General features: G+C 41.0%; 14 protein-coding genes. 8 read left to right on the top strand and 6 right to left on the bottom strand.

Annotated elements, in window-relative coordinates; genetic code table 11:
• Positions 1-101: 101 nt before the first annotated feature.
• Positions 102-761 carry a carboxymuconolactone decarboxylase family protein gene (locus BO48_RS13725; RefSeq protein ID WP_496368215.1) on the top strand — a complete coding sequence of 220 codons (660 nt, stop codon included), beginning with the start codon at positions 102-104 and terminating at the stop codon, positions 759-761.
• Between the two features lie 112 nt (positions 762-873).
• Here BO48_RS13725 and BO48_RS13730 read toward each other — a convergent pair whose 3' ends face one another.
• A complete protein-coding gene (locus tag BO48_RS13730) occupies positions 874-2,175 on the bottom strand; it encodes an acetamidase/formamidase family protein (RefSeq protein ID WP_496368217.1) in 1,302 nt (433 codons plus the stop codon).
• A 184-nt stretch (positions 2,176-2,359) separates the two neighbouring features.
• On the opposite strand from BO48_RS13730, the gene BO48_RS13735 reads away from it, so the two are divergent.
• The gene (locus BO48_RS13735) at positions 2,360-3,529 is read left to right on the top strand and encodes a M20 metallopeptidase family protein (RefSeq protein ID WP_496368219.1); all 1,170 of its coding nucleotides are present in this window, start codon (positions 2,360-2,362) and stop codon (positions 3,527-3,529) included.
• Positions 3,530-3,662: 133 nt separating this feature from the next.
• Here the strand turns inward: BO48_RS13735 and BO48_RS13740 are convergent, their stop codons facing one another.
• The gene (locus tag BO48_RS13740) at positions 3,663-3,758 is read right to left on the bottom strand and encodes a type I toxin-antitoxin system Fst family toxin (protein ID WP_496368221.1); all 96 of its coding nucleotides are present in this window, start codon (positions 3,756-3,758) and stop codon (positions 3,663-3,665) included.
• Between the two features lie 210 nt (positions 3,759-3,968).
• Complete coding sequence (locus BO48_RS13745) at positions 3,969-4,577, bottom strand: TetR/AcrR family transcriptional regulator (RefSeq protein WP_496368223.1); 609 nt, start codon at positions 4,575-4,577, stop codon at positions 3,969-3,971.
• A 142-nt stretch (positions 4,578-4,719) separates the two neighbouring features.
• Between BO48_RS13745 and BO48_RS13750 the strand changes: the two genes are divergently transcribed.
• Positions 4,720-5,463 (top strand): glucose 1-dehydrogenase, encoded by a 744-nt coding sequence (locus BO48_RS13750; RefSeq protein ID WP_496368225.1) that lies wholly within the window; start codon positions 4,720-4,722, stop codon positions 5,461-5,463.
• A gap of 95 nt (positions 5,464-5,558) precedes the next feature.
• On the opposite strand, the gene BO48_RS13755 is transcribed toward BO48_RS13750, so the two are convergent.
• Positions 5,559-6,623 (bottom strand): YkvI family membrane protein, encoded by a 1,065-nt coding sequence (locus BO48_RS13755; RefSeq protein WP_496368227.1) that lies wholly within the window; start codon positions 6,621-6,623, stop codon positions 5,559-5,561.
• A 538-nt stretch (positions 6,624-7,161) separates the two neighbouring features.
• Here BO48_RS13755 and BO48_RS13760 point away from each other — a divergent pair.
• The 5 genes from BO48_RS13760 to BO48_RS13780 all read left to right on the top strand — a co-directional run bounded on the left by BO48_RS13760 (position 7,162) and on the right by BO48_RS13780 (position 13,037).
• Positions 7,162-8,526 (top strand): YjiH family protein, encoded by a 1,365-nt coding sequence (locus BO48_RS13760; protein ID WP_496368229.1) that lies wholly within the window; start codon positions 7,162-7,164, stop codon positions 8,524-8,526.
• Between the two features lie 21 nt (positions 8,527-8,547).
• Positions 8,548-9,519 carry a C-terminal binding protein gene (locus BO48_RS13765; RefSeq protein WP_496368231.1) on the top strand — a complete coding sequence of 324 codons (972 nt, stop codon included), beginning with the start codon at positions 8,548-8,550 and terminating at the stop codon, positions 9,517-9,519.
• Positions 9,520-9,732: 213 nt separating this feature from the next.
• Positions 9,733-10,947 carry a M20 family metallo-hydrolase gene (locus BO48_RS13770; protein WP_496368233.1) on the top strand — a complete coding sequence of 405 codons (1,215 nt, stop codon included), beginning with the start codon at positions 9,733-9,735 and terminating at the stop codon, positions 10,945-10,947.
• Positions 10,948-10,955: 8 nt separating this feature from the next.
• Positions 10,956-12,362, top strand: coding sequence for a YfcC family protein (locus BO48_RS13775; RefSeq protein ID WP_496368235.1), 1,407 nt, complete (start codon positions 10,956-10,958; stop codon positions 12,360-12,362).
• A 21-nt stretch (positions 12,363-12,383) separates the two neighbouring features.
• The gene (locus tag BO48_RS13780; protein WP_496368237.1) at positions 12,384-13,037 is read left to right on the top strand and encodes a cysteine hydrolase family protein; all 654 of its coding nucleotides are present in this window, start codon (positions 12,384-12,386) and stop codon (positions 13,035-13,037) included.
• 44 nt (positions 13,038-13,081) lie between these two features.
• On the opposite strand, the gene BO48_RS13785 is transcribed toward BO48_RS13780, so the two are convergent.
• A complete protein-coding gene (locus tag BO48_RS13785) occupies positions 13,082-14,335 on the bottom strand; it encodes a hypothetical protein (RefSeq protein WP_496368239.1) in 1,254 nt (417 codons plus the stop codon).
• Positions 14,336-14,661: 326 nt separating this feature from the next.
• Positions 14,662-15,903, bottom strand: a complete 1,242-nt coding sequence (locus tag BO48_RS13790; protein ID WP_496368241.1) for a hemolysin family protein — start codon at positions 15,901-15,903, stop codon at positions 14,662-14,664.
• Positions 15,904-16,009 lie beyond the last annotated feature (106 nt).

Here is a 16,009-nt window from a genome sequence, read left to right on the forward strand (position 1 = left end):
TAAAATAAAACCGGTCATAAAAGTTGAGTCACAGCATCACTTTCTATATCATACCCATTAAGAATGATTTTTATATTCTGAAAATTCAAGGAGGCACAAATATGTCACAGGAAAGTTTATATCAAAAATCCAACATCAACCGATTATCCGAATTTGCAGAACTCGCACCGGATGCATTCAAAAGCTTTGCGGCGTTCGATAAAACGGCAGTCGCGGACGGCGTCATCCCAAAGAAGACAAAAGAACTGATCGCAGTTGCGGTCGCACACGTTACAGGCTGTCCGTACTGCATCGACATCCACGTGAATAACGCGAAGAAACTGGATGTTTCAAAAGAAGAACTGGCTGAAGCGATCATGGTTGCGACCGGTCTGAAAGCAGGGTCCGCGATGGCACATGGCGTCAATGCTCTGCAGGCATATGACGGCAATAACAACGGCGACCTGTATGAACCATCCAACATCAGCAGACTGGGTGAGTTCGCAAAGCTGGCACCGGACGCGTTCAAGGCATTCGTCCAGCTGGATAAAGAAGCGGTAAAAGAAGGCAAAGTTTCAGGTAAAGATAAAGAGCTCATTGCCGTTGCGGTGGCGCACGTGACAGGCTGCCCGTACTGCATTGAAATCCATACGAACAACGCGAAGAAGCTCGATGTCTCTAAAGAAGAAATGTCAGAAGCGATCATCGTTGCGACTGCGTTAAAAGCAGGCTCGGCAATGGCGCACGGGGTCAACGCACTGAACGCATATGATGAGAAGTAAAATATAAAAGGACCGGACAGATGATGATTCAAACGTCATTCTGTCCGGTCTTTATTTCCCCGAAAAATAAAAAACTATCCGCTCTTTAAAAGCGGATAGTCCTCATTCTCTCTTATGAATAATGGTTCCTCGTCAGCTGGTCGAGCCTGATTTGCCGCAGCATGTCACTCGGCACAAGGAACGTGACGGTCACAACACCCGGGTTACGGCCGATATCAATCGACCCGGTAATGGTCGCTCTGTTCATCACTTCAGGGACTTCAATGCCAAGCAGTTTGGCAGCGCGTTCCAATCCATTTTCAGTCGCATCATTTAACGTGGCACCAGTGCCGACAAACGATAATGGAAACGATTCTTCAAGCTTTTCAACGCCCCAGTGTTCTGCAAGCTTTTCTGCTTTCTCCATTTCCTCTTTGGAGTAGGGCTTCGCAACAATCGGCAGATCGTCTTCGACCGGCAGTAAAATCGGACCGTCGACTTCAAGGTCTTTAAGCACTCTGACACTCAAGTCAACAATACCGGCAACGTCCGTCGTATGGCCGGCGATTTCACCGTTGCCCTGCATCGCGTGCATATCCCCGAGATAGACACCACCGCCCTCGACTTTGACCGGGCAGATCAAAACTGCGCCCGCGCGGACTCTGTTGATGTCCATATGACCGTCGGTCCGGTCTTCAAGTTCTTCGACCGTTTTCTTATAGTCATGCGGTGCATCGAGCAGAAACTGACCGAAGTCGCCTGCGTTATGTGAATCCGGGAAAGGACTCGCCGGCACTGTACCGAGCTGGCCCAAAAACGGAATGACCCTGGCAATGACACCGACAATATCATGCGGCGCGAACGTCACGACCGGGTTTTGAATCGAATGTTCCGGCGTGCACATATAGTCCTTGGCCTTATGTGCAATCTTTTCAGCAGCTTCCCTGTTCAGCGTAATCCCCATACTTCTTTTTTCATCGAACCCCATCGTATAAGCATTCGTAAAAGTGAACGGCGTCACATCCTCATCACACTCTGCACACCGGACCGCACCCTGGCCGATGCCCTTGACGACAGTCTTCGGATTTTTGGCACCGCAATTCGGACAGACACCCGCAACAAACGGGTCGCCCGTAAACCTGCCTTCCATCGGCTGGTCGTGCCCGGAAGCCGTGGCCACCGAAGTGACCCGGATCGAATTGATCTTGATGGCGATCGCATCGCCGACCTCCGCACCTTCGACAAACACCGGCTGCGTGACTTCATGACCGCCTTTTAATTCAGGCGTGATCATCGGCCCCCAGCACCCCGGCGTCGTATTTGCGATGATATTCCCTTTGTCCTTCACGTGATAGGCCATCTCAACGTTCGGATCCAGCGTGCCATCCGTAAAACGATTGACATAGACAGTCTGTTTGAAATTTTGGTTCCCCATCTTATCATCTCCCTTAACTTTATTATATTCTAAAAATGCTTTCAATACATCAAAGTCGACCGGCAAGTTCAAATGAAATTTGCCGTGAACGTTTATCGCGGCTTTAAACGGATAAAGGAGTTACATGTAGATAACATTCATTTCAATGGCATAAAGATCAGAAATGATGAAAGGAAGTATTAAAATGGCTGTGAAAGAAGAAGTGATTGATAATCATCTGGAACATATCATCAACTTCAGAAGAAGATTGCATAAGGAACCGGAACTGAGTTTCGAGGAATATGAGACGACGAAACTGGTACAGAACGGCCTTGAGGATACAAAGATAAAATTCTATGAACTGCGTGAAAAAACCGGTGTTATAGGCATTCTTGAAAAGGATCCCAAGTTTGAATACATCGGTGTCAGAGGGGATATGGATGCCCTGCCGCTCACAGAAAGGACCGGTCTTGATTATAAATCAGAAAACGACGGTGTGATGCATGCGTGCGGCCATGATATCCACACGAGCATCATGTACGGTTTTGCGAAAGTGATCAATGATATGTATGACGATCTGAAGTACAACATCGTTTTCATATTCCAGCCGGCGGAGGAAACGCTTGAAGGGGCCAAGTATATGAAGGAAGAGCTTCGGCGTCTGGAAGTGCCGGTGGATAAAATCGTCATGTATCACACTTGGCCGAAAATGAATGAAGGGCTGATCGGCTACAGAAAAGAGCAGTTTTGTGCCGGCTCGACCGGATTCAATGCGAAAGTGAAGGCGCAGGGCGGACACGCAGCGCACCCGGATACGACGGCAGACCCGATTTATCTGGCGTCAAACATCATCCAATTCATCCAAGGGATTGCGTCAAGATTCAACAACCCGTCAACACCTGTCGTCATTACCGTCGGCCAGATTCATGCCGGGGACGCAAACAACGTCATCCCGGATGAGTGTGCATTCGGCGGGACAATCAGAAGTTTCTCGGAAGACTCGATAGAGCTTGCGAAGAAAATGATTGAAAACTATATCGGCGGACTGACCGGAATATCCGGGGCGGAATGTAAACTGGAATATACAAACGACTGCCCGCCGGTCATCAATAACCCTGAACTCGTCGATGAATTCGTCAATGCCGGCGATGATCATGATTCGAAATTCCATGAATTGAAAGAACCGTCCATGGGGTCCGAAGACTTCGCATTCTATATGCAGGACTACATCGGTGCCGCATTCCGCATCGGCACAAGAATGGAAGACGTCGAAGCGAGCGGCTATTCACTGCACAGTCCCGAAATCGTCTTTTCGGAAAAAAGTATAAAAACAGGCATAGAAGCCCTGGTCAACTTTGCGACCAAGGCGAGATAGGTAAAGAATTTTACAATCACATTTTCAAATGATATAATAATGGTAACAAGTAAAGTGCTGTACATGAATCACCAATCCCCTGACCTATGCTAGTAGGTCAGGGGATTTTTTGGTGGTAATGGCGGTCATCTAGTTACTTCTTACCATTGTTCAGCCAATAAAAGAACAATGCGATAGTTACACCAACTATGATTGGTGCAACTAATAATTCAAGTAAGTTACCGTACATGATGCCACCTCCTTCCATGCTAACAGCACGGAAGTGCACTAGATGACTTTAATAATTTTACCACAAATTCTAAAATTCGCGATAAGAATTAGATATTAAAACAGGAATAGAAGCCCTGGTTAATTTTGCGACCAAGGCGAGGTAAGATATAGAAATACAAAATCCCGTCACATTAATAATGGTATGGCGGGATTTTTCATTAAGGTGGTTTTATCTTCTATTCTGGGTTAATTTTATATGAAAAGTTTTGTTTGGAGCAATTCTCATAAGTTCCAAAAGCTGTTGACTCATAAACTCTGGTTCATATTTATACCCAGCGCGGACCCACTCTGTGATAAGTCCAACTATAGCGTATGACAGATAACTTGCGATGAAATCACTTCGTATCATACGGTCATTCACTTTAAGTTCTTCAATATTAATTTTCTTGATGGATTCAACCATTTGATTTTCAGCGATAGAAGCAATATCGGAATTTAAAATAGTCGTATAAAAATCTGCATTTTTGAAGATATGATTGAATAATTGTATTTCGGGAGGAGAGAGCCTGTTTATAATGAATGGTCTATTTTTTAAAATCGGTTCCTTATAAGCATGAATCAGTTCCTTATTCTTTTCTGATAACAGTGTACTCAGAAGGTCATCTTTATCGGAATAATGATTATAAAATGAAGCTCTGGTAACATTTGCTGCCTTAACAAGATTTGTCACACTGATTTCGTTAAATCGTTTGTCTTTTAACAGTAGGAGGAGGGCGTGTTTTAAAGAAGATTTTGTCCTAAGTAACCGCCGATCGAGGTATAACTCTTGTCTATTCATCATTTACCACCTTTTATTTTACAGTTTGTTTAGATGTGTCTAAAAATGAATGCGCTTACATTGAGTGGAAGATTAATTTTAATTATACTTGAATGACAAGATGATATACAAGTTTACAATTTAAATAAGGAGGCTTTTAAAAATGGGAAGGTTAGACGGTAAAGTAGCAGTAATTACAGGTGGCGCCGGCGGCATGGGTAAAATACACGCGAAAGTTTTTGCCAGAGAAGGGGCGAAAATTGTTCTTGCAGATTTAAGCTCTTCTGACGGTGAAAAGGTGGCTGAAGAAGTTGGAGACCAAGCGACGTTTATAGAGTTGGATGTGACTGATGAAGAGAATTGGATAAAGCTGGTAGAGAAAACTGAAGAAAGATTCGGACCGATCAATATTTTAGTGAATAACGCCGGAATCGTAGTATCCAAGTCCATTGAAGATACTTCTTTAGAGGACTTCCGGACAACAAGCAGAATCAACCAGGATGGTGTTTTTCTGGGGATGAAACATGTTTTTTCATCCATGAAAAAAGCGGACAGCGGATCGATAGTAAATATTTCATCAATTTCCGGGATGGTAGGAAATACTAATAACAGTGCATATGTCGCATCAAAATTTGCTGTGAGAGGACTGACGAAAGCGGCCGCTGCGGAATTCGCAGAGCATAACATTCGAGTAAACTCTGTTCATCCGGGGACTATCCGTACACCAATGACAGAACAGGAAGATGTGAAAGAACTGGTAAAAGAAATGGAAAAGCAGATTCCCATGAAACGCATCGCCGAGCCGGAAGAAATTTCAAATCTTGTATTGTACCTTGCTTCTGATGAGTCAAGCTATTCCACCGGAACAGAATTTGTTGCGGACGGAGGATTGATACAGCAAGCATAGTGGTAAATATTTAAATAAAAAAACCAAATTAAAAAGCCCGATTCCCTGCTGATCAGAGCAGAGAATCGGGCTTTTAAGTTTTTCTGAAATATAAACTAATGCATCATATTATCCGCCTGTCCTTTAGTTCTGAACACGTTGATGAGCAATCCTGCAAGGAGGACAAAGCCTACATAACCTTGAAGCGGATAGACGAAGTTCACAAGTTCTGTGAATCCGACGAAGCTGAGTGAGAAAGCGGCGATGCTTAACACAACCGCTCCGATTTTAAAGTTGCGCGTATCCGCCTGAATGAAGCGGGCGCCGACAGTATACAGGCAAGGCACTGCCGTACTTAAAATCATGCCGAACAGGGCAAGGCCCATCAGTGCACCGAGGACCGGGTGGAACTGGTCTGCAAGGAGCAGCATCGGCATTTCAGCATACTGCAGTACATCGATGTTTGCATAGACTGCGAGATTGATGATCAAAGCAATCAGTCCAAGAACGACACCGCCTAAAATGGCACCGCGTTTAGCGGACTGTTTATTCTCTTCGCTCGCACCAATCATCATCATGATGCCAAATGCGATAACGATATTAAATGATACATGGAGCAGGGCACTTAAAAACCAGTGCGGTGAAGCGGACAGCTGTTCTGTCGCAATGCCCTCAAGCGTACTCATGTCCGTGCTGCTGATGAACAGGGAATAGATCGCGATAATGATGATCAGCAGGAATGCGAATGGTGTAATCCAACTGATGACCGTAACGATTCTGTTCAGTCCAAGCGTCATCACGAGCATGACTAAAACGGTCAGTGCGATATTTCCGACAATCGCCGAGAGACCAAATTGCTGGGCGACAAGTGAACCTGCCCCGGCAACCATGACCACAGCGACACCGAATAAAAAGAATACAATCAGTATGTCTATGATTGGCCCGACATATCTGCCGGTAATATGATAAAGCGCTCTTCTGTGGGAATTCGCTTTTAGTTTTTCCCCGAGCACGATTAAGTAATATCCGAGTAATGGGTAAAGGATCATTGTAATGATCGCCCCCAATGTTCCGATCCAGCCGGAACTTGTGAAAAATTGAAGTACTTCCTGTCCTGAAGCATAGCCGGCTCCAATGATTGCGCCAATATAGACGCCGGCAACTCTCAAGGTGTCTTTCATCTTAAAACTCACTCTCCATTTGATTGATTAATTCTTAAATTATCGATTAACTGTTTTCAGTCCTGTCACTGGTACCGTTTTCAATTATGCATACGGCAGTGTGCAGAAAAGTTCACTGACTACAGGTCGCGTAAGTATTAATCCAAATCCCCCTTAAAGTTTTTAAATAATTTAGAATTTTTGATACCAAATTAGAGTAACGTAATCATAAAAACTATACAAGGTCAGTTATTAAATTAGGAATTTCTTATGTATCCAGAAGTGTTAATTTACTTATTTATATGAAGAAAGAGGGCTTTCGTGCCGGTTTTGTATTTATTTGAAGAAATTTCAACTGAAAGCCCATATTCGCTTTACAAGCAGTGTATATAATTATAAGATTATTCATAATAATTAAGTAGTGTATATTCATCGTGAATGATGTTTTTATGTGCTATTTAAGTAATGTCAAAGGGGGACTTGTTTTAGCTGGATTGTATTGAAAACAAGTATGGAAAAATAAAATCTGACTCACAATGAGTATAAGGGGATGAATGTTATGAGTGAGTATGAAAAGACTCCTGAAAGTAAAAAGTTAACGCCGAAAAATATTATGAAGTTCCTGATTCCGTCATTATTCGGGATCATAATCTTCCTGGTGCCGATCACAGATGCAGACGGCAACTTCAACATTCTGCTCGGTGTCATTACTGAGTATTTCATTGCTTTATTTGAAGGCTTCCTGCCGGAAGTCATTACCGGGGTAATCATCATTTCCACCGTATTATCCGTCATTACATATTTCTTTAAACCGAAATTCATCACATCTTCAACGACGTTGAATTCATTATTCAACACGAGCCTGTTATGGACGACCATCAGGGTGATCGGTATGATTGCGATCATTATGACTTATTTCCAGGTCGGACTCGAAGTCGTGTTCTCTGATGTCACAGGGGGCACGATGCTCGGACTGTTGACGACATTGATCATGTGGTTTTTAGTCGCCTCATTCCTGATGCCTTATTTAATAAACTTCGGCATCATGGAGTTTACCGGCACACTGCTGAGAAAACTCATCAAGCCTTTATTTACACTGCCGGGCCGTTCCGCCATCGACTTATTGGCATCCTGGATCGGTAACGTAAACGTCGGTGTTGTATTGACACGTGAACAGTATAACCAGGGTTTCTATACCGGCAGGGAGGCAGTCGCCATTGCGACGAATTTCTCGGCGGTATCCCTGCCGTTCTGTCTGGTCATCGCACGTATGCTGGAAGTCGACCATGTCTTTCCGCTGCTTTATTTAACAATCGTGGTGACAGGTATCATCTGTGCCATCATCATTCCGAGAATTCCGCCTATCTCAAGAATTCCGGATACATTTGCGGTTGAGAACCATTACGAAGAAACTGTACCGAAAGATAAAAATGTCTTTAAATGGGCTTTGGAGCAGGCTGTAACAGCTGCTGAAAAATCAGGTTCATTCAAAAAACAGGTCAAACAGGGCATTGAAGTGTTTGTCGATATTTCATTCGTGCTGATTCCGCAAGTGATGGCGATTGGTACAATCGCACTGATCATCGCTGAGTTTACACCGGTGTTCACCATCATTTCACAGCCGATGGTCCTGGTTCTGGAACTCCTGCGTATACCTGAAGCGGAAGCAGCAGCACCGGCAACAATTACAGGGTTTATCGATATGTTCATACCTGCGGTACTCGCCACAGGCATTGAAGCTGAAATGACAAGATTCTTCATCGCAGCATTATCACTCGTCCAGATCATCTATCTGACGGAAATGGCGACGCTGATCATCATTTCAAAAATGCCGGCGAATTTCTGGAGATTGTTGATCATCTTCTTCGAAAGAACGATCATTTCAATACCGATTATTGCGTTGATTGCACATATCATCTATTAAAAATACCTAGGAGGCTGTTCATTGATTAAAGTCGTCCGCACTTATGATTTTCCGGGGGCTTTGGAAATTGAGAAAGAAGTTTTTAAAGGTCGGCTGGAAATTACAGAAGCGCCGTCCGTGACCGAAGATGATCTGATAAAAAACTGCAGCAATGCAGATGCGGTCATCTGTGAATATGAACCAATCACAAAAAGGGTGATTGATGCGCTGCCGAACTTGAAACTGATTGCATTTGGCACCATCGGCTTCAATTATGCAGATGTGGAATATGCGAAATCCAAAGGCATCGCGGTCTCCCATATATCCAAATACTGCATCAGCGAAGTTGCGGATTATACAGCCGGCATGATACTCATGCTGAACCGCGGTATTCTTACTTATCAAAAACAGGTGAAGGATGATAAGAGCTGGCACCTCGATGCCGGATTGAACATGACAAGGCTCGGCACACAGACAGTCGGACTGCTCGGCTTCGGCAACATTCCGAAACTGATTGCAGAAAGACTGAAGCCTTTCGGGGTGAAACTCATCGCATACGATCCGTTTGTCGATAAGAAAGAAGCGAAACAAAAGTACGGCACAGATATCGTCTCCTTTGATGAAGTTCTGGCCGGATCTGATATTTTAAGCATCCATCTGCCGGTCAATAAAGACACTGAACACATCATTAACGACAACAGTATTGAAAAGATGAAAGACGGTGTCACCATCATCAACTCTGCGAGAGGGCAGCTGGTCAGCGAACCGTCGATTGTGAAAGCAATCGAAACCGGAAAAATCGGTTACTACGCAGCAGATGTACTGGAGTACGAAAACCCGGATTTGAGTTCGCATCCATTTATGGATTATGAGAATATCATTTTGACACCGCACATTGCATTTTACTCAGAGGAGTCCGTCAGAGAAGCGACAGTCGAAACCGCGACAAATGTCAAAAACTTCTTTGAAGGTAATTATGAAGAGGCGCAAATTGTTAATGGAGTAAAAGTATAAATCATAATCCAGAAAATTTAATAGTTATAATTTTGTTACTCCCAATTTGAGCAGCCATGCGCAAATTGGGAGTTTTTCATTTTTCTATAATTATAAAGTGACAGACCATCAATGTTAATTTTACAATTATACGAATATTGACAATTTACAATATTAAGTTTTATAATAAAGTCAATGACCTTATAATGACTTTATTATAAAGGAGAGTGAAAAATGAATTTGGGAGAAAAATGCGAAAGCTATTTGTTGGAACTGGCTTCTATCACAGAAGGGGGAGAAGGGTTGACCAGGCTCTATTTGACAAAAGAACATGAGGAAGCTTTAAAAACTATTAAGGGCTGGATGGAGGAAGTCGGACTGACGACAATTGTTGATGATGCTGGTAATTTAATAGGCAGCCATTTTTGTAACGACAAGAATCAACCGACATTAATTATGGGATCACACCAAGATAGTGTAATCAACGGCGGGATATATGATGGGATGTTAGGGGTAGTTGCTCCAATTATTGCGTTACATGAAATAGATTTAAACAGTTTGCCCTATAATTTAAAGATTGTCGCTTTTGGTGATGAGGAAGGGGTTCGATTTAAAACTACGTATTTAGGCAGTAAAGCTCTGACAGGAAATATTTCTGATGAACTAATGAATATAAAAGATGAAAATGACATATCCTTACATGAAGCCCTTAAAATTTTCGGTCTAAATCCGGGTAATATATCAGAATCCAAATTGGTTGAAGAAAATCTTGATTATGTGGAAGTACACATAGAACAGGGACCTGTGCTGGAGAAAGAAAATAAAAGTGTAGGCATAGTTAAAGCTATAAACGCATTTCAACGTTATGAATATATTATAGATGGTAAGGCCGGGCATGCAGGAACGACGCCGATGAATATGAGACAGGATGCCGGTGTAGTGATGGCTGAAACAGTTGTTTTCATTAAAGAAATCGCAGATCAAACAGAGGGACTGGTCGCTACTGTTGGTCAGGCTTCTTTAAAACCGGGGGCCATCAATGTGATACCAGATCAATCCGTATTTTCTTTGGATATAAGAGCCCCTGAAGAGACAATTATTGATAAAGCAATAGGTAAAATCAAAGAAAAATTGAAAGCGGTTTCTTGCGAGCATGGGGTTACTTATCAAATGAAGCGATTGGCAAGGGGAGATGCCTGTGAATGTGATAAAAATATAATAAATCTAATTAAAAGCTCAGTAGAAGAAAACAAAATCAAACCTGTATTTTTGAATAGTGGTGCAGGTCATGACGCACAAGAAATGAGTAATATTGCGAATGTCGGAATGTTATTCGTACGTTGTAAAGAAGGTATCAGCCATCATCCTGATGAATATGTGGGGAAACAAGATTTAGAGTCTGCCGTAAAGGTAATTCAATCTATATTAAAAAACTATAATAAGGGATAGTGAATAGTATGGAAGAAAATAAAAAGAAGAAAAGTTGGCTTGAGAAAATACCGCATCCACTTGCACTATTGTTTTACATCGTTATACTGGCTGCTGTTTTAACATATATAATTCCAGCAGGCGCTTATGACAGAGAAGAAGTTGATGATACTACTCGAACGATACCTGGAACTTTTGAGACGACTGAAAGTAATCCTGCTAATATTATGGATATCTTTACTGCATTCCCTCAAGGTTTTACAGAAATTGCAGAGATCGTTTTTATAGTATTTGCAGCGGCTATGATGTTCGGTATTTTAGATAAAACAGGTATGTTGGAAAATACAGTCGGAACTTTTGTAAAAAAATTAGGTTTAAAACGACAATATATGATTGTTGTCATAATGACATTTGTTTATGGTTTATTAGGTATATTTGTTGGTTATGAAAATAATATTGCGCTTGTACCTATAGCGATTATTTTAAGTCTTGCAATTCGTGGCGACGTTATTCTAGGTGCAGGTATTGCGATTGGCGGTATATCAGTAGGATTTGGTTTGTCTCCATTTAACCCGTATACCATTGGTGTCGGTCATACAATCGCTGAAATGCAGATTTTTTCAGGTTGGTTCTTCAGATCAATCTTAGTAATCAGTGTGCTCTCTCTGCTTGCTGCTTATAACATCAGGTACTTTAAAAAAATACAAAAAGATGAGAGTAAAAGTTTGAGTGATGGAATCTCCACTGAAGGTATGGAATTAACTCAACCATTGGAATCTTACAGTATGAGAAAAAGAGATATTGCAATGTTGATTGTATTTTTATTAGGTATAATTGTGATGCTGATAGGGGTATTTACAGCTGAATGGTACATCAATGAAATTTCTGCAATATTTTTAATGGTCGGTATTGTAAACGGTGTAATTGCCAAGATGAATGGCAGCCAGATTGCTGAGACTTTTTCCAAGGCGTTAGAACCAAGTGCTTTAGCAGCTGTTCTAATCGGGGCGGCCCAGGCCATCCAAATTGTCATGACACACGGGAATATCACGGATACGATTGCTTTTGCATTTGTGAGTGTGCTTGAAGAGCTGCCAATTATGCTGGCTGCTATTTTCATGTCGATTGCTCAAGGGATAATTAATGTGTTTATTCCCGGAGGCAGTGGACAGGCATTGGTTACTTTGCCAATCATGATACCAGTCGGGGATATGATAGGTCTTACACGTCAGACAACTATATTGGCATTCCAGGTCGGTGATGGTGTAGCCAATATCATAACGCCTACTTTAGGCGGCTTAATGGCGATGTTGGGGTTATGTAAAGTACCATATGGCAGATGGTTAAGATATATTTTCCCATTCACTATATTAGTATTTGTAGTAAGTTGGATTGCTTTGGTCATCAGTGTGCTAATTGAGTGGGGACCAATCTAAAATAGGAGAAGTGAGCTACCGATGGAGAACCTAACAAAAAAATTATATGATGATTTTGAAGAAAGTAATTTGAAAAATGAGGATGTCGCACTGCTTTGTATCGATATGCAGTATTATGACTGCGAACCCGGGTATGGTTTTTTTGAAGATGTGAAAAGAAACGATCCAAAATTCTCATATTATTTTGATCAACTTGAAAGCACAGTATTTCCTACAGTTAAAAAAATTCAGAACTTATTTAGAAAAGAAGGTCAAGAAGTAATTCATGTAAAAATTGAATCCTTAACTGAAGATGGAAGAGACCGAAGCACCAGTCATAAAAGAATCGGCTGTCACGTACGAAAGGGTACAAAAGAAGCTGAATTTATGAAGGGAGTCGCACCGGTCGGCGATGAAATAGTAATTACAAAAACTGCTTCAGGGGCCTTTAACAGTACAAATATCGATTTTGTGTTGAAGAATTTAGGGATTAAGCATATTGTTGTGGTTGGAGTTTTGACGAATGAATGCATTGATACAACGGTCAGGGATGGAGCAGATCGTGGGTATGATATGACTATTATAAAAGAAGGCGTAGCAACTACCAACGAAGTTGTTAATGAATTTACATTAAATATACTTGCTGGTGTATATGCTAAAGTTCTATCTTATGCTGATATCGAGAAGCATTTCTAAAATAAAAGGATTAACAAATTCACATAATTTGTTAATCCTTTTATTTATAATGTTATTTTAATGACATTTACCGGGCGTCCTGATTTACCTTCGTGAATAGAATCAATAATTTCAGCATAACCAGCATTTATAAACATCCTCAAAATTCTATTTGCACTACGATGACTGATATTTAAATAATGTGCAAATTCTTTAGCAGTTACAGATTGTACATCCTTTAACGTGAGTGTTCTATAAATTTTGTAAATATAATCTTCGCTTAAACCAATTTTATGTGATGCGTCCTCAATTATTTCGCTATCTAAAATTGGTTCTACCAGAGAAAAAGGTGATTCTGTAAATGGACCTCTTAACTGAAGGCTAGCATCCAAGATGTATAAATTTCCGAAATCCTCTAGCAGTGCAGCATTTAAAGCCGTCTCAGTGTTTATCTCTGCCCGATATACGGAACATCCATAAGAGATACCGGAATATATCTTATTATCCGACGCAGCCGCCAATTCAAAAAAGTCGGAGTGGATAAGAGGGTTATTCAAATGTTTTTTGGTTGAATATATTGTGTATACATCTTCATGCAATATTAAAGTGCCGTCACAATTTTTAGTGTAAGCATTGAGTTGACTTTCCAAATCCAATTTCCGTTGAAAATTTTCATACTTACTGAAAGAATCAGGTAAACTGACTTTTATTTTTTGTACAGCAATACTTTGCATAGATAATTCTACTTTTTCTATTTCATGAATTAATGACCCCAATGTATATCGGATATCAAAATCTGTCGTATGCAAACGATATACTGGAATATTTTTCTGATTGAAATAGGTATATATAGATGCAAACGTAGTAACGATTGCATCAGAACCATTTTTAAAATTTTCCTCATGAAATGCTATATAGTCATTTTCTGAATGATAAATTTCATAAGGCAATATATCGAAGTGATAGTCATCTAATTCAATAAGCATTTCTTTCGGTGCATCCGATGCAACCACATCGATGGAAAAACTCGTGTATTTTGAATCTATTTGAGTATAAAAAAGTGAGAGTAATCCAAAGCCGCTGTGAGGGATAAATGAATTCGGCTTATGAACATTAAGCTTGGATATCACTGACCCATGAACTGATGGACCTGAAAATAAAATCCCATCCATTTCGCTATTGTATTTTTCAGCAACATCTACTGCATCTTTAAGTGTCAGTGCCTCATAAGCTTTTAATACTACGTTTTGAGGCATCTCGCTTTGAAATTTCATAATTCTTTCAAGAGAATCTGATGGTCCAACGACGCCTATAATCATTAAATACACCTCACTTCAATTTCCTTTTAATATTATTCTTCAAATATATTATATATGTTTTTTAAGTAATTTTTTGCTTTTTGTATCCGGATTCAGAGAAGTCACAATTAAATCTGTGTTTTTCAAGTTATAAAAACAGATGGATATCTTACTGGAAATCCATCTTAAACCAAGTTGTTATACAGTCAATAATAATCAAGATTAACAGATATCACAATAAACTTTACTATTAAATATTATATCCACAATAAAAACCATGAGTTATATAGAGAAAAAATAAAGGACTGGAGTATTATTGACTCCGGTCTTGGTATCTTGTGAAAAATCTAATCGTCCTTTTCTTTTTTCGTAATTCTTACTGTATTTATCTTTCTTTCCTCTGCATCGACGATTTCGAATGTCAGGTTGTCATGTGTCATCGTATCTCCGACTTCTGGAATGTCTTCAAATTCACTCAGTATGAATCCTGCAAGGTTGTCTTCTTCTTCCGGGATATGTGTGTTGAATGTATTGTTCAGGAAGTGAAGCGGGATTTTACTGTCACAGACGATTTCATTCCGTGTCTGTCTCTTTATAAGGATACCGTCGACATCCGTTTCATCTTGAATATCCTGACCAATGAGTGTTTCAATCAACTCTTCGTTAGTGACAATCCCTTCAGTACCGCCAAACTCATCAAGTACGATTGCCATGTGTTTGTTCTCTTTAAGCATCCTTTGGAAGACAGTTTTGATCGGCTGGAATTCATAGACGGTCATCGGCTCCAAGTCAGAGAATTCCTTGATGGATTTTTCAGGATGATCTGACCATGCGACGAAAAATTTGGCATGAAAGACACCGATAATATTATCCAGATCGCCTTCGTATACAGGATAGCGGCTGTATCTGGAATTGAGCAGTGTTTCTTTCGCTTCCTCAAAAGTGGTATCCGCACTCAGACCGTCCAGTTCCGTACGCGGGGTCTGTAGCACATCGGCAACATTGAGGTGGGAGAAATCAAGCACACCTTTCAGGCTGTAAACTTCTTCATTTTCAAAAGTCCCTTCGGTATGTCCGATATCCACCATTGCACGCATATCTGACCGGGTGATGGTCGTATTTCTGTCAGCATCTTTGCCGAGCAGTCTGATGGTTGTTCGTGTCAGCAGGTTCAACAGCCAAATAAAAGGTCTTAAAACAAATAAAATCGCCACAGTCGGATAGTAGACAATGTGGGAAAATCTTTCCGGGAAAGCCGCTGCCACAGATTTTGGCAAGACTTCAGCAAAAATGATGATCAGAACTGTAAGTATCGCTGTCACAATACCAACACTCCAACCGAATTCGAGAGCCACAATCGTCACGAGTGACGGCAGTATGATATTCGGCAGGTTGTTGGCAATCAAGATCCCCGGGATGAAAATGGTTGGGTTATCTACCAGCTTCAACAGCCGCGCTGCCTTCTTATCCCCGGCGCTTGCTTTCATGCGCAGCTTCATCTCGTTCGTCGCAGTAAGTGCAGTTTCACTGCCCGAGAAATAACCTGAGGCCATGAAAAGTAAAATGATTGCTATAAATAATCCAGTCAAATGTATTCACCTTCTTGGTTAGTATTTAAATGTAATCTGAATTTAGTTAGTTAAATTATAACAAAGTAGGGGAGGGATGCTAAAAAGCTGTTTTTAGAAAGTGTCC

It is taken from the genome of Lacicoccus kunmingensis DSM 17847 (assembly GCF_059568765.1).